General features: G+C 59.3%; 15 protein-coding genes. 7 read left to right on the top strand and 8 right to left on the bottom strand.

The window, feature by feature from the left end:
- Nucleotides 1-20: 20 nt before the first annotated feature.
- The gene (locus SG26_RS17945; protein ID WP_050038384.1) at nt 21-866 is read left to right on the top strand and encodes a ParA family protein; all 846 of its coding nucleotides are present in this window, start codon (nt 21-23) and stop codon (nt 864-866) included.
- Nucleotides 863-1,246, top strand: a complete 384-nt coding sequence (locus SG26_RS17940) for a hypothetical protein (protein ID WP_014031015.1) — start codon at nt 863-865, stop codon at nt 1,244-1,246. Before SG26_RS17945 ends, SG26_RS17940 begins: the two co-directional genes overlap by 4 nt.
- 1,988 nt (nt 1,247-3,234) lie before the next feature.
- On the opposite strand, the gene SG26_RS17935 is transcribed toward SG26_RS17940, so the two are convergent.
- The gene (locus SG26_RS17935; RefSeq protein WP_008311746.1) at nt 3,235-4,035 is read right to left on the bottom strand and encodes an IclR family transcriptional regulator; all 801 of its coding nucleotides are present in this window, start codon (nt 4,033-4,035) and stop codon (nt 3,235-3,237) included.
- Nucleotides 4,036-4,396: 361 nt separating this feature from the next.
- Here SG26_RS17935 and nhaC point away from each other — a divergent pair, with 361 nt between their 5' ends.
- The gene (gene nhaC / locus SG26_RS17930; RefSeq protein ID WP_014031017.1) at nt 4,397-5,863 is read left to right on the top strand and encodes a Na+/H+ antiporter NhaC; all 1,467 of its coding nucleotides are present in this window, start codon (nt 4,397-4,399) and stop codon (nt 5,861-5,863) included.
- Between the two features lie 420 nt (nt 5,864-6,283).
- Here the strand turns inward: nhaC and SG26_RS17925 are convergent, their stop codons facing one another.
- On the bottom strand, nt 6,284-6,688 hold the full coding sequence (locus SG26_RS17925) for a DUF4864 domain-containing protein (protein ID WP_008311749.1): 405 nt from the start codon (nt 6,686-6,688) through the stop codon (nt 6,284-6,286).
- A 129-nt stretch (nt 6,689-6,817) separates the two neighbouring features.
- On the opposite strand from SG26_RS17925, the gene SG26_RS17920 reads away from it, so the two are divergent.
- Nucleotides 6,818-7,378, top strand: coding sequence for a PAS domain-containing protein (locus tag SG26_RS17920; protein ID WP_008311751.1), 561 nt, complete (start codon nt 6,818-6,820; stop codon nt 7,376-7,378).
- 156 nt (nt 7,379-7,534) lie between these two features.
- Here the strand turns inward: SG26_RS17920 and SG26_RS17915 are convergent, their stop codons facing one another.
- The 6 genes from SG26_RS17915 to SG26_RS17890 form a co-directional block, all read right to left on the bottom strand.
- Nucleotides 7,535-9,163 (bottom strand): hydantoinase B/oxoprolinase family protein, encoded by a 1,629-nt coding sequence (locus SG26_RS17915; RefSeq protein WP_050038383.1) that lies wholly within the window; start codon nt 9,161-9,163, stop codon nt 7,535-7,537.
- Nucleotides 9,160-11,154, bottom strand: a complete 1,995-nt coding sequence (locus tag SG26_RS17910; protein ID WP_050038382.1) for a hydantoinase/oxoprolinase family protein — start codon at nt 11,152-11,154, stop codon at nt 9,160-9,162. Before SG26_RS17910 ends, SG26_RS17915 begins: the two co-directional genes overlap by 4 nt.
- Entirely contained in the window at nt 11,155-12,363 is a 1,209-nt protein-coding gene (locus SG26_RS17905) for an Nramp family divalent metal transporter (protein WP_050038381.1), read from the bottom strand.
- A gap of 186 nt (nt 12,364-12,549) precedes the next feature.
- Nucleotides 12,550-13,089, bottom strand: a complete 540-nt coding sequence (locus SG26_RS17900) for a ribbon-helix-helix protein, CopG family (RefSeq protein WP_014031024.1) — start codon at nt 13,087-13,089, stop codon at nt 12,550-12,552.
- 101 nt (nt 13,090-13,190) lie between these two features.
- A complete protein-coding gene (locus SG26_RS17895) occupies nt 13,191-14,444 on the bottom strand; it encodes a Glu/Leu/Phe/Val dehydrogenase (protein WP_050038380.1) in 1,254 nt (417 codons plus the stop codon).
- A 120-nt stretch (nt 14,445-14,564) separates the two neighbouring features.
- Nucleotides 14,565-14,867 (bottom strand): hypothetical protein, encoded by a 303-nt coding sequence (locus SG26_RS17890; RefSeq protein WP_225306799.1) that lies wholly within the window; start codon nt 14,865-14,867, stop codon nt 14,565-14,567.
- A gap of 333 nt (nt 14,868-15,200) precedes the next feature.
- Here SG26_RS17890 and SG26_RS17885 point away from each other — a divergent pair, with 333 nt between their 5' ends.
- The 3 genes from SG26_RS17885 to gdhB all read left to right on the top strand — a co-directional run bounded on the left by SG26_RS17885 (nt 15,201) and on the right by gdhB (nt 19,636).
- Entirely contained in the window at nt 15,201-18,068 is a 2,868-nt protein-coding gene (locus tag SG26_RS17885) for a bacterio-opsin activator domain-containing protein (RefSeq protein ID WP_050038378.1), read from the top strand.
- A gap of 126 nt (nt 18,069-18,194) precedes the next feature.
- The gene (locus SG26_RS21240) at nt 18,195-18,338 is read left to right on the top strand and encodes a rubrerythrin-like domain-containing protein (protein ID WP_014031028.1); all 144 of its coding nucleotides are present in this window, start codon (nt 18,195-18,197) and stop codon (nt 18,336-18,338) included.
- A gap of 2 nt (nt 18,339-18,340) precedes the next feature.
- Entirely contained in the window at nt 18,341-19,636 is a 1,296-nt protein-coding gene (gene gdhB / locus SG26_RS17880; RefSeq protein WP_014031029.1) for a glutamate dehydrogenase GdhB, read from the top strand.
- Nucleotides 19,637-19,706 lie beyond the last annotated feature (70 nt).

Raw genomic sequence — 19,706 nt, 5'->3', positions numbered from 1 at the left:
TGCGGTGGATCCGATACGGTATGCTGACCTACACCGTGTACAGTGAGGCCGGCGGTGTCGGCAAGACAACGATGGCGGCGAACCTCGCCGTAGCCGACGCCCGTGCTGGTCACGACGTACTGGCAATCGATATGGATCCACAGGAGGGGAGCCTCTCGTTCCTGTTCGACGTCGCGGACCGCCGAACGGACTCGGAGGCCGACAGTTTAGTACGACACCTCGTCGAACGGCCACGCGGGCCGTTCACTGACCTCATTGAGACCTCAGAGGGTGTCGATGTCCTTCCCGCACACAACTCTCTGGAGGTCCTTTCGAAACATCTGCGGCGTCGTGAGGAGGAAGCGGCGGACTTCGGTGAGAACTGGAACCCGAACGTCCAGCTCCTTCGTGTGCTAAAGGACGCGGGCGTTCCGTCTGAGTACGACACTGTCATCATCGACCCGCCTGCGACCGCGGACGTGAAACTGTACAACGCATTGCACGCGACGCGGAACCTCGTTATCCCGTTTGAACCCAGCGGGAAAGGCCAACAGTCCGTCGAGGGCCTCGCAGACCTCGTGACCGGGCTTGAAGACACGCTAGATATCAACGTGGGCGTGTTAGCTGCTGTACCGAATCGGTTCAAAGGGACCAACGATCAAGAGGAGATGCTCAAACGGCTCCGTGCGGAGTCGTACGATATACCTGTCGTGTTCCGGGAGCGGACGTCCTTGCTTGAAGGCTGTTGGCGCAAACAGTGTTCAGCGTTCAAATACATTGAAGAACACCGGAGTCGGGAACGTGACTACGAAATCGAAACGCTGGAGCAGTTCGAAGAGCTAGCTGCGCATCTCCGACAGACTCGCGAACAGGAGGCAACAGCATGAAATCCGGCTCCGGCGACGATCCGTTTGCGGAGACCGATTCGGATCCAGGGCCAGAATCGGACGAGCAGCAGGATGAGGTGATGGATGTTGAAACTGAACCCGCCGACGTAGAAACGGCGACCCAACCAGACATCCCATACAAATTCCGGCGTGACTCAGTCAAGCAAGACCGCAAGCAACGGCCGATCTTCATTCGCCCCGAGGTCGAGGAGCGCGAATCCACTTTCCTCCGTAATCTAGAAGACGCAGTCGGTGAGGATGTGTACAAGACCGACGCGCTGGAAGCGGCTCTCGTCGTTGCCATGGACAATCCGGACCTTGTCGCTGAAAAGCTCCGTGAGTGGGGGTACGACTGGGAGCAGTCGGCCGCGTCTCGCTAAGTCCACAATAGCTATTGAGCGCATACCATCGCGTTCTGTCCCGGCTTTGTCTTTTGCTTTTGCAGTCCTTTCTCGATACCTAACCGAACGAAACTGGACTGCTAACTGTGTCAACTGCCTACCTTCACCCGCTAGCTCATATAACTATCCCAACTAACTATCTCTTTTGAATATGCGGAAGGGCTATACCGTATAACTATACCAATTAGCCATATTGTGTGGGTATACAGTATGGCCAATTCGATTAGCCATGCGGAATGGCTATGGGGTGTCGATAGGTCGAATAGCTGATGAGTTCGATTAGCGGCTGTACGTACTGAGGCGAGCTAATACGTATAGTTCTCTCTTCGAGATATCTCGACTGTTCCTACGACAACAATCGCTGTGGCCGATACCTGTCGGACGGTTCGCCCCTTCTCCCAAAGACAATTATAGATCTGCCGGTGGCGGGCGTCAAGTGCTTTCGAGAGTTACCACCGATAGGTCAAACCGGCACTAGCGGTTTCCGAATCGAACAGGTGTGTCCACCCAAATGCGTCTATACCTGGCTCAGTGCGCTAGATAATGCCCGAACAGCGCTTACGATATCCCCGGGCTGCTGCGGTTCGAAACTCTCCTGATACTCGATGTCCACCTTCGATAGACTGGCTATTCCCTCCAGTCCGATGTGTCATGAATGAGTGAGGCCACACCAGTGACAGCTTTCGTCCAGAAGTTCTGGCACAACAACCTGCGTCTATACGACTCCTGCTGTACGAAGGCGTTACGGCCGCTCGGCCGGACCGCGCCGCGTGTCCCATTCCGAAGCCAGTCAGGGGGTTCGCCAGTCCGATGGCATCACCGGCGATGTGGACCGGCCGTGACTCCAGATTGGTGATTCAGCGTCGTCTTTCCGATTACTCTAAGTAGATTAAACAGATATTGTTCAAGAAGCGACGTTCTATCTATAGAAAAGGGCTTATATAGCCACTAAAGTCAATTATCTCCATCAAATTTGAAAAAGTCATTGTACACTCTCCAAACGATTTGTATAATTGCACATTTTGACTTTCAATTTGTCAATCCACACTTGGATTGGTGTTCGGCTATCTAAGATATAGTTAATAGTGTTAATTAATAACAAGAGGGTCGAACCCCGTTAATCAAATTCCGCGTGTCGTGTGAGAATATATAACGATTGTACCTGTGTTATTGTGCTCAGGAACGGGTACCTCTGACCGTTCCGAATGCTTAGCCACGCATCACGTCACTCTATCAATTTGACCGCATACATCGGCTCCCCTGAGTCAGGGTGTAGCATTTGATGAGTAGGATCGGGACTGCTGACAAACAATGACGATCTCGGCGTGTGAGTCTCGGCTGACCGATCAGGTCATGACCGTCTGACCCGCTGGCTGGGAATGGAAGTGAATATACAGCCCATGCAGCAGATCTGGTTGCCTCCTGAGCCCTGGCGATACTTTGACTATACCGAATGGAATCTCAGTTGCCTTACTCTCCCGCTGCACTGGTTGATGCGCGACCGAAGCGCACACACAGAGGAGACAAAGTTTGCCGACGGCGATGTAGCGCCTCTGGCGTCAGCAAGCAGACTTAGTTCGGAATAAACAAATAAGACTGGAATTCGAGCCGACTAAAACGCTCCAAGACGGTACAACAGCGATTGAAACTGGGCGTATGGTTCACAAGCGGAGAAGGACCGCTGATCGAAGGGGCCTCAAACCGATGCATTAGCCACTCTAATAACGGAATCTGATAGGCGAACTCGACACGAGCGTCAAGCTATCCAGCCATTCAGATTGCTACAGAAGGGAGCGTATCACAGGGTGTCCCTGAGAAGGACTGGATGCCCGTCACCGCTCGAGTATTCAGATAGAGCGCATCTGAACTACAGTTCCGGATTAATGCCTTCTTGTGCCATTTCTGGACTCAACTATATCTTCACGACGTAGTGCAGTAGCGATGGTAGCCTTCGATATATGTGAACACTATTTACTCCGGGCGGCCGCAGACTCTAAATTGACCTCGATGATGTTTGCTGCCTCCATCACTAGCTCCGGAAGGTCACTATTGAGGTATTCACCGGACAGTCGCATTTTCGGTGCGGTTACACTGATCGCACCACAAACTGCTCCGTCCACGTCCTGTATCGGAGCGCCCACGGAGCGCATACCCCGGATTTCCTCCTCATCGTTTATGGCGTACCCCTTCCTTCGAATTTCTGCGAGTCTCTCGCGCAGTTCGTCTGGATCAGTAATCGTTTTTTCTGTCTGCTGAACGAGTTCTTCACTGGCCAGTATATCAGTGACTTGGGCTTCATCGAAATGTGCCAGCAGCGCTTTTCCCGTCGCAGTACAGTGGAGATATTGTGGGGACTCCCTGGTACGCCGTTGATAATCCATGGCTACTGTTTCTCCTCCATTATGCTCGTACAGTGTTACCTCCCTGTTCCGGTACGCAACTGTGAGGTGAACCCATTCACTGGTCTCTTCGGCTAACCGTTCTACTTCCTCCTTTCCGATTTGATAGAGGTCGACCCGATTCCGGACGCTTTCACCGAGTGGGACGAACCGCAGCCCCAACCGATATACGCCGTCTGATTTGTCAATAAAACCCTCTGCAACAAGTGTCTGTAGATACGTATGCAATGTACTTTTGGCAACGTCTACGTCATCACAGAGGTCCGCAAGTGTCACTTCAGACTGTGACTGAATCTCGCGCAGGATATCGCTCGCAGTCTGAATCGACTTGATCTGTCGAGTTGCAGTCGGCGGTTCGCGTTCAGTCATATGTTGAGTCTCGTTTATCAGGTTATATGATTTTGGTATATCGAACGTACAGTTTGTCGGTGCGACCGCTTTCGACAGCACATACTGATCCGACCGGTATGATCGCTCAGTAAGGTGGACTCCGCAGTCCAGCACAATCTGACCCAGAAACAGTTTCGCGACCGCTCTCTACATGAACTTTTATTAATGACGCTGTCAATGGAGCAAACGATATGCGCTGTTGGACAAGTCGGCTTAGTCGCCAAGCTAGCCGTATAGCGACTGAGAAGTCGCTTCAAAGCATACACGTCGGAAAACTGAATGCACACGCACACTGCTGGGAAGAAAACGATACAGACAATAAGTAATCGACTCAATAAGAATGAGCTCCGAATTCGACATCAAGTTGTACGACGATATTGATCCCGAAGACCGACCCTCTCTGGGAGAAGCGCTGATCCCTATTATCGGGATGCTAACCGCGCTGGGCATTGGTATCGGCATCTATGGACTTGACCCGCAGTTCCCACTCCTCTGGGGCATTGCATTCACTGGGCTGTTCAGTTACTACCGGTTCGATATATCCTGGGACGAGATGTACTCCGGGATTACACATACGCTGCTAATGGGCATTCAGGTCGTGTTTATCCTGTTTATCGTCTACGCTCTCATCTCGACCTGGATACAGGCCGGAACGATTCCGACGCTCATGTACTACGGGCTTGACCTGCTGCACCCGATAGTGTTCCTGCCGCTCACGGCGATCATTACTGCAGCGATAACGTTTGCCATCGGCTCATCATGGACCGCAGCGGGGACGCTCGGTGTTGCCTTCATAGGCATCGGATCGGGACTTGGACTCCCTGAACCGATGACCGCGGGCGCAATCCTCACAGGTGCATACACGGGAGACAAACAGTCACCACTCTCGGACACGACAAACCTCGCTTCGGCGGTGACAAACACTGACCTGTACGACCACATTAACGCAATGCGGGCAGGCACTTTCCTTGCCTTCTCCATTGCTGTTGTCCTGTACGCCGGTCTCGGCATCCGCGCGTCAGGAGCGATTCCCGTGGACCGCATCGCCGAGATACAGACGGCGCTCACGGGCTCGTTCACGATCTCTCCGCTCGCTTTCTTCCCGCTTCTCGTTACATTTGGGCTGGCGATATACGGTATCTCCGCTATTCCAGCTCTTGGTGCTGGTGTCTTTGCCGGTGCGATAACATCGGCCGTGCTTCAGGGGAACTCGTTCACATCGGTCTGGACCGTCGCACAGAGCGGAACAAGCCCGGAAACGGGGATGGAGCTCGTGAACGGCCTCCTCGCAAGCGGTGGGATGGTCGGCGGTGCATGGGCCGTAACAATTGCCATCGCCGCACTCGCACTGGGTGGTCTGTTCGAATGCACTGGGATTATCGCTGTCCTGGCACATCACCTCGGCCAGCTCAGTGACAGCGTCGGTAGCCTCACTGGAATCACGGTCCTGTCATCAGTCTCGATGAATGTCCTTGCGGCAGAACAGTATATCAGTATCGTTGTTCCCGGCGTGACGCTCGGGAGCCTCTACGAAGAGAAGGGCCTCAAGACCGAAAACCTCTCCCGGGCAATTGAGTCCTCTGGCACCGTCACGAGCGCGCTCATTCCGTGGAATAGCGGCGCGGTGTTCATGGCCGGAACGCTTGGCGTCAGTACGTTCCAGTACGCCCCCTACTACTTCTTGGGCTTCCTTTCGCCGCTTATCCTCATTCTCATGGGAGTTACCGGCTGGCAAATCACGTATACCGAGACCGAGACTGACAGCCAGACTCCGAGTAATGTGGCTGCGCCGGCAGATAGTGACTGAGCGCACTGCCCGCCGATAGCGGGTAAGTACCCCGAACCTCACTGCGATTCGGAATCACAGGCACCATTCGAGTCCACCGAACTGGATATACTCACTCATTGGTGACAAATATCGACGTCTTCGAATATCCCAACCGAAATAGGCGGTAAGTACCTTTAAAAATCCAATCACAAATATAAAGATACCTATTTATATACGTATACTACAAAACTATCGAAAATAACTATCAATACAAGGTTATTCAACCCAATCCTGGGTGCATACTCTTGTCGACGCTGGGGGGCATGGATGCGAAAATCCCTGCATGGGGGCGTACGACTGTCACATCGAAACGGCTGAACACCCGGAACTGGGGGGCGATTAACCACTGAAGCGCAGTTCACGATGTTCTGTAACGCTAGGGCCTCTCGTTAGGTGAGCTCAGACCACTCCCACACGGTCGGTCTGCCAGCAGCCTCGGAACTCGCCGACGGACTGCACTGATAGACCGAACTCGTACGTGGTCGTTCGTCCATCCGGCCCCGTAATCGTCACCCGCTGTTCAGCGTAGTTTTCGTTTCGCTCGACAGAGCCTCGCACAGCCTCTCCGAAGTCGATTATCGGGCGGTACTGCGGTGACTCGACCATGGCTATAAATCGGTCCAGTGGCCCAGTCGAGCGGCGGTTGGCTGGGGAGGCGAAGTTGTACGCCGTCATAATACCTGCGTTCTCAAACGGGTCGTCGTTCGTTTTTAGCGCATCGACCTGGAGGGCAACAGCATCACCAGGGCTGTATGTCTCGCTGGACGTTGGAAGGCCAGTCACCGGATGCTCGTCTTCAGACATTGATATCGTAGGTGCCGTGTGTCTCTGAAACAGGGGCTATACCAGCATGAATGGCACGGCTGATCGGCTACAAACCCGGATATCGACGGGAGTTTGTGTTCCCGGCAGCTAGAACTGGCGACTGCGATCATGGCCGAACTGAGGGACGTACTTATCGAAACCATGTTGCTCGACGAGGAGCGGTTTCGCCAGCGGCTTCCGGGCCTTGTCGAAACACACCAGCTCCGGACTGTCGATCCACACCCTGCCGACGAGTCGCCGGCAGACATTCTTCAGAACCTCGATACGCTCAAGCTCGGCTCTGTGACGCCCTTCGAGCGAGAGATTATCGCGAAAATGGTGCGACTTGGGACGGCACCGATGGGCCTGACACTCACCGGGCCTGCATACCAAGATAATCCGCTCAGATATGCGACACAGACGTTCAGAGAAATGTCGGGCTACTCGCTGACCGCACTCCGCGGCGAGAATCTCCGCCTCCTGCAAGGGCCGGCAACGGACCCAGAGTCGGTCGCGACACTTCAGGAGGGGATCGACATCTGGGAACAGCGGACCGTCGAACTATGGAACTACCGGGCGGATGGCACACGCTTCAAAAACCGAGTGACGATAGTGCCACTCACCGGTCCCGACGGCTCCATCACGAACTGGCTCGGTGTACAGAAAGCAATCGGCACGGCAGATAGCTAACCGTCGGTGGCACCCCTTCACGACGCGTTTCAGACCGAGTGGACGGTCAGCTTGCACTGTGGGAGGTACACCAGTGTCGCCCGCATATGAGTGTGGCACGCGCAATACCCACTTCACGGGTCGGTCGCGTTCTGGTAGGGAGCGACCGACCCAGCGTCACTCGTCGTCTACCTTTCCGTCGCGTCGGTCACGTTCCCTCGCTGCCGGGTCCCGCTCTGCTGGGTCACCGTGCCCGCCGCCACCGGGCGTTCGGACCGAGACGGTCGTCCCGGCCTCGACGTCAACGGAGGCCTTCGCGGGGACCGGTTCGCCGTCGACCAGATTCTCCCCTGTCGCGCCGTCTTCGCCGCCGTCGATTCCAGCGGGGGCCGTCCGCCGGCGCTCCGTCAGTAGGGACACGGTGGCGTCTGTCTCGACGGTGACGGTTCGTTCGAGGCCCAGGCCGCCACGGTATCGGCCGTCGCCGCCGCTCGACGGACGCAGCGCGTACCGCTCGACCCGGAGCGGATACTCGGTCTCCATCGCTTCGACGGGCGTGTTGAGCGTGTTTGTCATTCCAACCTGGACGCCGTCCATCCCGTCCTTCTCGGGCCTGGCACCGAACCCGCCGCCGATTGTCTCGTAATACGTGAAATCGCCGGTTCGGTCGCCGATGATGAGGTTGTTCATCGTTCCCTGTCCACCGGCAGGAACCTTGTTGGGGACTGCTTCGGCAAGCGCCGCCAGCGTGACGTCCATGACGCGCTGGCTGGTCTCGACGTTGCCACCGACGACCGCTGCTGGCGGCTTCGGGTCGAGTATCGACCCTTCAGGTACGGACACGGATACCGGCTCGTAACAGCCGTGGTTCGGCGGAATCTCCGGGTCGGTTATCGCTCGGACGACGAAGTAGACCGCGCTCTTCGCGACCGAAAGCGGCGCGTTCAGGTTGCCCGCCACTTGGTCGGCGGTCCCATCGAAGTCGACAGCTATCGAGGCCCCATCGATGGTGACGGCCACCTCAATCGGGATGTCGGTATCGGTCACGCCGTCGCCTTCGAGGATATCCTGCGCTCGATACGTCCCGTCCGGGAGCCCGTCGAGTTCAGCTTCGACCCGCTCGCGGGAGTACTCGATGACAGCATCGAACGCGTCGAGCAGGGTCGCCCCGTGTTCAGACAGTAGTTCACCGATGCGTTCCTCGGCCCGGGCGTTCGCGGCGCGCTGGGCTCGCAGATCCGCCTCGCGCTCGTCCGGTGTCCGGACGTTGGCACGGATGAGGTCGTGGACCGCCTCGTTGGGCTCGCCGCCGTCGACGAGTCGAACCGCGGGCAGTCGAAGCCCTTCCTCGTAAATCTCCTGTGCACCCGGTGGCATACTTCCCGGCGAACTCCCGCCCACGTCGGCGTGATGGGCTCGCGAGACGGCGTACCCGACTATCTCGTCGTTGGGCGCGATCGTCGAGACGAGCGTGATGTCCGGGAGGTGTGTCCCGCCAGCGAACGGGTCGTTGACGATGAAGACGTCGCCCGGTTTCGGGTCCTTCTGGAGGACAATATCCACCGCGTCGGGCATCGCGCCGAGGTGGACCGGAATATGCTCCGCCTGTGCGACCATCCGACCCGACGCGTCGAAGAGCGCCGTCGAACAGTCCTGTCGCTCCTTGATATTCGGGGAGTAGGCCCCACGGATGAGCACATGTCCCATCTCTGTTGCAACGCTTTCTAGCTGGTTCCTGAGGATCTCCAGCGTTACGGGGTCGATCGTCTCCTGTTCGGCACTCGATGTGGTGGCTTCGTCATTCATTCGTCGCTCACCTCTGCTGTCAGCGTCCCGTCATCGCGAACCCGGACATTCCAGGCCGGTGGGATGACGATTATGCTCTCATCGCCCTCGACAATCGCGGGGCCGTCGATTTCGTCCCGTGGTGGCAACTTCGGCCGCTCGTAAACCGGGGTTTCGCGGACCTCATCGGCGAACACCGCCTCACGAGAGCCCTTCTGTGGGTCGCCATCGGCATCGTACTCGACCGTCGGTGCGCTCCGCTCGACGGTCGTCGTCACGCGACAGTTCACCAGTTCGACGGATTCGTCTGCCCGATACCCGTACGCGGACTCGTGGGCTGCTCCGAACCGCTCGCGGGCGTCTGCGGTGTCGAACGGCCGGTCGACGTCCACGGTGAGTTCGAAGCTCTGGCCGGCATACCGGAGGTCGGCTGAGTGTCGCACTGTCGCCGCCTCGCGGTCGCTGACTTCAGCCAGTAGCTCTTCGGACAACTCCTCGTAGACTGCGTCGACATCGTCGGGGTCGACCGCGCCGAGCGAGCGCTGATACGTCCGTACTGCGTCGCGCTTCTCGTCGGCTGCGAGCAGGCCATATGCCGACAACACGCCTGAGGCGCGCGGAATCACGACCCGGTCGATATCGAGGCTGTCCGCGATGGACGCCGCGTGCATCGGCCCGGCACCCCCGAATGCGGCGAGGCCGAACTTCCGCGGGTCGTACCCACGCTCGACGGTCACAGAACGGATGGCCCTGGTCATGTTCGCGTTCGCGACGCGATAGACGCCCCGGGCGGCTTCCAGTGGACCGCCGAGTCCTGCCTCGTCGGCAAGGTCCGCGAGTGCATCGTATGCCGCGTCCTCGTCGAGCGATAGTTCCCCACCCAGGCTGGTGCTTGCACCGATGTAGCCCAGCACGAGGTTGGCGTCGGTGACGGTCGGCGCAGTCCCGCCCTTTCCGTAGCAGGCAGGGCCAGGGTCGGCTCCGGCGGAGCGCGGTCCGATGCGGAGTGCGCCCCCGGCGTCGACCCAGGCGATGGACCCGCCGCCGGCTCCGACTGTTTCGACATCGACCATCGGCGTCTTGATCGGCCGCTCGTTGATGACGCCCTCCGTGGTCCGTTCGGCCTCGCCGTCGCGGACGAGACTCACGTCGCTAGAGGTCCCGCCCATGTCGAACGTGACCAGCCCGTCCTGTTCGTCGGCCGCCATCGACCCTGCCCCCACGACGCCGGCGGCAGGGCCCGAGAGAACCGTCGTCACAGCGTTCCGCCTGACGGTATCGGCGTCGGTGATGCCGCCGTTGGCCTGCATGATCCGTGGCTGTGGAACCCCGAGGTCCCGAGCACGGTCGGTGAGGTGACTGACGTAGTGGTCAATCGCCGGCCGTACGTACGCGTCGACGGCCGTCGTCGAGGTTCGTTCGTACTCGCGGAACTCGGCGAGGACTTCGTGGGAAGCCGAGACGGGAACGTCGAGTTCGTCCCGCAGGATGTCTGCGACGTGCGTTTCGTTTTCAGGGTGCGCGTACGCGTGCAAGAGCGAGACGGCGACGGATTCGACATCCAGATCGCGTAACTGCGCGGCGATTGCCCGGACTTCGGCCTCGTCGACGGGCTCTTCGATACCGTCGGTGGTCGTCCGTTCGGACACTTCGAAGCGTCGGCGTCTGGGAACCAGCGGTGTCGGCTTTTCCGCGGACAGGTCATACAGCGACGGGCGATCCTGGCGGCCGATTTCCAGCACGTCCCGGAACCCGTCGGTCGTGACGAGCGCGGTCTTTGCGCCGTCCTCTTCGAGGAGTGCGTTGACCGAGACGGTCATCGCGTGAGAGAACTCGGTCACGCTCTCCGGGTCGATGTCGGCCGCTTCGCAGGCCTTCTCGATCCCGGCGATTACGCCCTCGCTCTGGTCTTCGGTGCTCGGGACTTTCGCAGTTACGAGCGTGCCGTCGAGCGACAGCGTCACGTCGGTGAAGGTTCCACCGACGTCGACACCGATTCTCCGATCTCCCATCTACAGTACCCCCGCGACGCTGAGCAGCGTCCGAACCCCGAGCCACACGACGATGAGCGTCACGATAGCGCCGAGGGCGTTCGCTATCGACCCGTTCGTGTACTCGCCGAGGAGGTCCCGCTGGTTCATCGCGTATATCAGGAATACTGCAACGATCGGCAATAAAATCCCGTTGACCACCTGTGCGAACACGATGATCTGGACGGGACTGCCACCCAGCAACACCGAAAGCACTCCGACGCCGAGGATGGTGCCCCAGACGGCACGGAACTGTGTGCTCTGCATATCCGAATCCCAGCCGAGTGCACCTGTGGTCGCCCACGCGCCCGCAAGCGGTGCTGTCGTCGCGCTCGTGAACCCGGCGGCAAAGATGCCGATGCTGAAGAACAGTTCGGCGTACGGACCCGCGATGGGTCGCAGCTGTTCGGCCATCCGGCCGATATCGCTGATCTGGGTTCCTGGCTCGAACGCTGCAGCCGCGGTGACCATAATCGTAATCGTGATGACGCCGCCTGCGACGATAGACAGCACCGTGTCGATACGCGAGTGGCCGATATCCTCGGGACCGCTCCACCGCTCCTGGACGTTACTCGCGTGCAGGAACAGGTTGTACCCGACGATGGTCGTGCCGATGAGGCCGGTGATGAGGTACAGCGACCCCGAGGGGATACCGGGGATGAACCCCATCGCAATCGAACCGGGATCGGGACCGATGAGGATCGCCGACGCCACGAATGAAAACGCCATCACGGCGACCAGCCCAATGAGCGCTTTCTCGATCAGCTTGTAGCGCCCAGTGTAGAGCAGGAGTCCGGCGACGAGCCCCATCACGACGCCCCACACCGTCGAGTCGATACCCGTGATCGTTGCGAGCCCTGCGGCACCGCCGAGGATGTTCCCGGCCTCGTAGGCGGCAGTCCCGATGCCGATCGCGCCGACAACGAGGAATATACTCACGTATTCGACGATCTGATTGTCGAACCGCTCTCGAAGTGCTTCACCAAGTCCTTCGCCCGAGACGAGGCCCAGTCGCGCGCTCATCTCTTGGAGAACGATCGTTGCCCCAATCGAGAAGACCATTGTCCACAGAAGCGCATAGCCGAACTCCGCCCCGGTGACGCTCGCAGTCGTGACCGTGCCTGGGCCGATGAACGCGGCCGCGACCATCGCTCCTGGACCGACGGCTTTGAGTCGTTTTGTAATGCTCATGATTGTTAGTTTTGATAGCCACTGTCACGGTCCCAGCAGGTAATAAAAAACATTGTTAAGACCTGTGTGTAGTCGGCACATCGGTCGTATGAACACTGTGTACGTGTCACCAGATGTGTGAACGAGTACGAAATACCCTATCTCCGGATTCGAGTCGGTTTGCGTCCCGGGCGGGGGTATTCACTGCTAGCGTTCTCGCAACAGCACCTTCGAAACGCTCTCTTCGATTTCGATTTCGAACGGGAGGTCGGTGATGCTACCGCGGATGAACCGGATCATCAACCATCGCACCGACTCGGATGGGAAAACAACGTGGAAACTCCCTTTTTCGTCCCGTCGAACGGTCAGGAACCCACACAGCGAGAGCCATTCGAGAACGTCTTCGAGTGAATCGAACCGCTCGGCGTACTCCTGTGCGTGGTATTGGGCTACCTGATCGATCATTTCGAGAACCCCCTCGTCACGTTGTGCTGGATCACTAAACTGGCTCAGGAGTGCGTGCAGCAAGTCGATATCCAGAAGCACATGTTCGCCCGTCGAGAGCATCTCGTAGTACGTCTGGAGGTGGTCGCTGTCGCTCGCGTGCGCCGAGTCGAAGTTCGCCGCGTAGAACGCGATTGCCTCGCGGATCAGTTGGCTTTGACTTTCCCCAGTTCGGTCGGTCAGATCCTCTAACGTCTCCTTGGTCTCCTCGTCGAGAGAGACGGTGACGCGGTCGGTTGGCATAGTGCCCCTCGTCGCTGGACGGCCTTAATATCGTGTCGTTTGGTGACAGAGGACTCTCAAACATGGCAGCGATGCGCGACTGACCGTGGTCTGGGACTCGCCTATGGCCAGGTGCCGCGCTGCTCGCCAGCGTTCATGACCCGCTGGAGTGCGACGACGTACGCGGCGGTTCGGAGCGACGGGAGGTTCCGCTCCTCGTAGGCGTCGACGAGGTTCCCGAACTGGTCGACGATAATCGAGTCCAGTTCCTCGTTCACGCGCTCTTCGGACCAGTAGAAGCGCTGTCGGTTCTGGACCCACTCGAAGTACGACACGATGACGCCGCCTGCGTTCGCGAGGATATCCGGAATGACCAGCGTCTCGCGGTCGCTGAGAACGTCGTCCGCTGCGGGGGTAATCGGGCCGTTTGCGGCCTCAGAGATGACGTCGGCGGAGATGTCCTGTGCCAGGGACTCGTCGATGGCGTTCTCGAGTGCGGCCGGGATCAACAAGTCGACATCAAGCGTGAGCAGTTCCTCGTTCGTGAGTTCCTCCGCTGCGTCCGGATATCCGACGACGCTCCCGGTTTCGCGTTTGTAGTCCTTGACTGCGACGGGGTCGAACGACGCTTCGCTGTAGATAGCCCCGCTCGAATCGGACACGGCGACGACGTTGGCACCCATCTGGTGAATGAGTTTCGCCGCGATCCAGCCGGCGTTCCCGTAGCCCTGGACTGCGACCGTCGCGCCTTCGAGGTCCTTGTCGAGATACTCGAAGGCTTCACGCGCTGCGACGACCGTCGAACGCCCGGTCGCTTCGACGCGGCCTTCGCTGCCACCGCTTGCGAGGTCCTTCCCGGTGATGACGCCGGGTTCGGTCGTGTTTTCGAGTGTCTCGTAGGTGTCCTTGATCCAGTTCATCTCGCGCTGGCCCGTGTTGACGTCGGGTGCGGGCACGTCGCGGTCGGCCCCAATCAGCGGCGTCAGTTCCTTCGCGAACGAGCGCGTGACCCGTTCGAGTTCGCTCTCGGAATAGTCACTCGGGTCGATGACGATGCCGCCTTTCCCGCCGCCGAGCGGGATATCGCCCGTCGCCGTCTTGTAGACCATCCAGCCGGAGAGCGCCTTGACCTCGTCCCGGTCTACCTGCGGGTGATAGCGGATTCCGCCCTTGTATGGGCCGCGGTCACCGTTGAACTGTGACCGGTACGCACGGAACACCTCGACCGACCCGTCGTCCATCTCGACAGACAGGTTCGTCTCCAGTATCCGCTCGGGAGTTTTCAGCCGTTCCAGCTGTCCCTCTGAAATGTCTAAATATTGTGCTGCTGCATCTATCTGTGTCCGTAGACTCTGGTACGGATTTACATCAGACATATATCCACGGGATTCATCGAGATACCAAAAGCTATCTATTTCTACCAGGAAAATTACTATATCACTCGGTATAGTAAACACTAAAAGAGGGGCTTACAACCGCGCTTGGCTCCGAATCACTTATCCTATCTTCACATTCTTATCAAATTCTGACACAACTACGTTTCCTGTATTGTCCGTCACCCGAACAGCGGTGTTCGTATCGAGTGCCACAGCGTCCGCAACCTGTTCCGTTCCACGTACTGGAACGTTGACCCGGTCGACGTCCGGGATCAGACAGTCACGACGTTCGGCACGTTCGAGCAGGACGTCTCCGCTGGGGAAGTGCCAGACCCGCGTCACGGAACGGAACACTGGCATCGACGTCGGCGCTTCGACGTGCCTGATAGCTCTCTTCTCCGTCAAGCGACGTTGTACGTCCATCATAGCTGAGCTGAATCGGCGGGAGCTATTGGCTCGCGACTGCCCGGATGACGGGCAGGGACCGACCGTGTCGGCGTCTGTGTGATGTCCGTCATGTGTCTCCCGAGTACCGGCCGTCGACCGATGGCACTCTATCGGAACGACCGCGGGAATGAGCAAATACTAAATTGTTTAGCAACGAAGCCCTCCAGACACCAGGTGTTTACTATTGAACCCTCCATACAGAACACGGCAACCGAAACATCCCGTTCCCGACGGGTGGCGACAACTCGAACGAGCGTCTACGCATAGCGCCAGTGGTCTCAGTGATAGCTCTGTGCCTGGGAGAATCAGATGAGCGACGCCGGGAGTCCACTCCACACGGCCCAGGTTCTCGTCGTCGGTTCGGCGAATTGGACCGAGCGGTTCTCAGACGCTCTCAGCGCGAGCACCGAGGCCACTATTCTCACCGCTGGGACGCCATCGGACGCTCTGGATACGGTTCGGCAGCGCTCGGTCGACTGTCTCGTCACGGGCGAGACACTCGACGACGGGAGTGGCACTGATCTGGTCCGACAGCTCCGGGATTCGGCTCCGGATCTCCCGGTCGTCCTCGGAACCACGGACGGCAGCGAGGCCCTGGCGAGCGAGGCAATCCAGGCCGGCGTTTCCGACTACGTTCCCCTCACAGGGCCGGAGGGCCTGCGGATAGACGAGTTGATCCAGCGAACCGGGAACGCGCTCCAGTCCGCTCGGCGAGCGATCACACAGCGCGAACGGGCGCGGCAGTTCGACGCCGTCTTTCACGACACACAGACGGCCACCTGGGTCCTCGACCCGGATGGCTCGCTCGCCCGTGTGAATCAGACGGGACGGGCGATGATCGACGAGGACGTGGACGCGGTCATCGGTGACCTGTTCTGGACGCTGCCGTGGTGGGCACAGTCCGAGGCGACCGAACGCGATATCCGGCAGCTCGTGGAGGCCGCACGCGACGGGCAGTTCGGGAACGCGGTCGTTCACCGGCCGACCACGGCCACGGACCGCGTTATCGAGCTTTCGGTTCGGCCGGTCGAGAACGACTTCGGCGACGTCACCTCGATCGTGATCGAAGGGATAGACATCACGGAGCAGGTCACTCTCGACCGTGACCTCCGCCAGTCCGAGGAACTCCACCGGGTCACGCTCAGCAACATGACCGACACCGTCCTCATGACGAACGAGGACGGTGAGTACACCTACGTCTGCCCGAACGTCCACTTCATCTTCGGCTACACCGACGACGAGATCCGCGAGCAGGAACCGATCGACACGCTCCTCGGTGAGGACCTGTTCGACCGTGCTGAACTCGCCGAGAAGGGCGTTCTCAAGAACATCGAGTGTACCGTCACCGACAAAGCGGGCCACGAGCACACGCTGCTGGTCAACGTCCGCGAAGTCGAGATTCAGGGCGGGACACTGCTGTACAGCTGTCGGGACATCACGAAACGGAAACAGCGCGAGGAAGCGCTGGCGACGCTGCAGGAAACCGCACGGAAGTTCCTCTACACGGAGACCGATCAGGAGATTGCCCACCACATCGTCGATGACGTGCTCAGTGTGTTCGACGTCTCCGCGAGTGCCATCTACCTGCACGACGTCGAGACGAACGAACTCCAGCCTGTCACACAGTCACAGGCGATGACCGAACACCACGGGCCGCTGCCGGCCGTCCGCACGAACGACGACACGCTTCCGAGCCACAGCTTCGTCAACGACGAGACACTCGTGTTCGACGACGTCCACACGTCGGACCGACTGGAAAACCGGGCGACCGACCTCCGGAGCGTCATGTTCATTCCGCTGGGCAACCACGGCGTGTTCGTCAGCGGCTCGACAGCCGTCGGGGTGTTCGACGACGTCACACAGGAACTCACCGACCTGCTCGCGGCGACCGCCGAGGCTGCCCTTGATCGAGTGGTAAGGGAATCCCAGCTCCGGGAACAGGATCGCGAACTCCAGCGGCAAAACGAGCAACTGACCGCCCTGAATCACATCAACAACACGATTCGGGAGATCGATCAGACGATCGTCAGCGCCGAAACACAGGAAGAGATCAACCACACCGTCTGCGAACGGCTGACTGACACGGACCGATTCAAGTTCGCGTGGATCGGCAGCGTCGATCCGGGCGGTAATACCGTCGAAACGCGAGCGTGGGCAGGCAACGAACAGGGGTATCTCGACAGTCAGCCAATCACCGTCGCGGACTCCGAGACCGAGCCCGCCGGCCGGACGGCTGCGACCGGCGAGGTGACGATGATCCCCAACGTCGCCGCTGACCTCCGGAACGCGCCGTGGCGGTCGGACGCGCTCACGCGTGACTTCCTCTCGGTGCTGAGCATCCCGCTGGTGTACAACGATCTCAGGCACGGCATCCTCACCATCTACGCGGACACGAAAGACGCGTTCGACGAGACAACGCGCACAGTGTTGCGCGAACTCGGCGAGACAATCGCCTCGGCGCTCAGTGCTATCGAACGGAAACACGCGCTGCTCACGACGTCAGTGACCCGCGTCGAGTTCGACATCGATGACGAGCGATTCCTCCTGTCGAGACTCGCCCGGTCGGCGGGGTGTACCCTCTCCTACGAGGGCGGCATCCAGCACGCGCCGGCTGGTAACAGCGTGTTCGTCACGGTCGAAGACGCTGACGTGCAAACGGTCGCGGCGGCTGCGGCGGACATGACGTCGATTGACGACGTGACACAGATCAGTGACGACGACACCGAGAGCGGCGTCCTGCGGCTGGAGTTGTCACAGCCGTTCCTCGCCTTAGAACTGGCCGACCACGGCGCTATCTTCCGGGAAGCGACCGCAGACCCGGACGGGACGACACTCGTCGTCGATGTGCCACAGAGCGTCGACGTTCGAAACATCGCACAGTTGGTCGACAGCACGTTCTCCGGCGTCGAACTCAAGCGCAAGGAGACGCTCGAACGGGGTATCGAGCAGGACCGGAGTTCGGAGTTCCTCACGGACCTCACGGAGCGCCAGCTCGAAGTGATTCAGACCGCCTACTACAGTGGCTATTTCGAGTCACCGCGCACGAAGTCCGGCGAGGACATCGCGACGATGCTCGAAATCTCTCCGCCGGCGTTCTACCAGCACGTCCGGACTGTCCAGCGGAAGCTGTTCACCACACTGTTCGAAGACCGGAGTGTCTCGGGTCTGGAGTCGTGAACGGGGTTCAATAATAAACAACCTAATCAACTCCTGCTTCTTTGTTTAACCTCTGAATATTCCTTTGATGTCCTTCTATTCCTTAATCGAGTACTGGCGGTCGGACACCGTCACTCGTGAATACACATGAGAGATGTAGAGCAAGACCACGACGAGGCGACACCGTACGAGTGCTTTGCGTGTGGCAAAGTCATCACTGCAGAGAGCCAACCGGAGAATTGTCAGGACTGTGGCGGTGAAATGCGCAACCGACTGACACCGTTGGAATAACGATGGGATCGGAACTGAGCCCCGCTTCTCCTTCGGAAGACTCGTCGACGCCGTCCGAGCCCGAATCAGCGCTGGAAACAGCCCGTCTACAACTCCACCGAGCCGCGGACCACCTCGATATCGACCCGAACATCGTCGAGCGACTGAACCACCCGCGAAACGTCCACGAAGTCACCGTTCCGATTGAGCGGGACGATGGCACAGTCGAAGTGTTCACCGGGTATCGAGCCCAGCACGATAGCGTCAGGGGGCCGTACAAGGGCGGGCTTCGCTATCACCCTGACGTGACGAGGGACGAATGCGTCGGACTCGGGATCTGGATGACCTGGAAATGCGCGGTGATGGACCTCCCATTCGGCGGCGCCAAAGGGGGTATCGCCGTCAACCCGAAAACGTTGAGCCGAGACGAGAAAGAACGGCTCACCCGTAGGTTCGCACAGGAACTCCGCAAAGTCATCGGCCCGAACCTGGACATTCCCGCCCCGGACATGGGAACGGACCCACAGACGATGGCCTGGCTGATGGACGCCTACTCCATGCAAGAAGGCGAGACGATTCCGGGTGTCGTCACCGGAAAGCCGCCGATTGTCGGTGGGAGCAAGGGACGCGAGGACGCGCCCGGTCGGAGCGTGGCGATTATCACACAGTTGGTCTGTGAGTACTACGACCAGCCGCTGTCAGAGACCACGGTCGCAGTACAGGGCTACGGCAGTGTCGGTGCGAATGCCGCACGGTTGCTCGACGAACAGGGCGCGACTGTCGTCGCGATCAGCGACGTGAACGGGGCAATGTACGACCCCGCCGGTATCGATACGGCGACAGTGCCATCACACGACGAGGAACCGGAGGCGGTCACCGAGTACGCCGACACCGTGATTTCGAACGACGAGCTGCTGACGCTGGACGTCGACGTCCTCATCCCGGCTGCACTCGGGAACGTCATCACTGAGGCCAACGCGGACGACATCGCCGCGGATTTCGTCGTGGAAGGGGCAAACGGCCCGACCACGTCCACCGCTGACTCCATCCTCGCTGACCGAGATGTCATGGTGATTCCGGATATCCTGGCGAACGCCGGTGGCGTCACGGTGAGCTACTTCGAGTGGCTACAGGACATCAACCGTCGGTCGTGGTCACTTGAGCGCGTGAACGACGAACTCGACGAAGAGATGCGGGCGGCCTGGGACGCCGTCCGGACGGAGTTCGAAAACCGCGACATTACGTGGCGCGATGCGGCGTACATCGTTGCCCTGTCCCGTATCGCGGAGGCCCACGAAGCGCGTGGGCTCTGGCCGTAGCACTGGTTCTGTCGGTTCCATTACGGGTTCCACCACTGTCGATGCCGAGAAACCGCGACCACCGCTTCCC

Origin of the sequence: Haloarcula sp. CBA1115, from assembly GCF_000827835.1 — an archaeon.
Lineage (GTDB): Archaea > Halobacteriota > Halobacteria > Halobacteriales > Haloarculaceae > Haloarcula > Haloarcula hispanica.
Note: the sequence above shows the minus strand (reverse complement) of the source record. Positions and strands in the feature narration are given on the sequence as shown.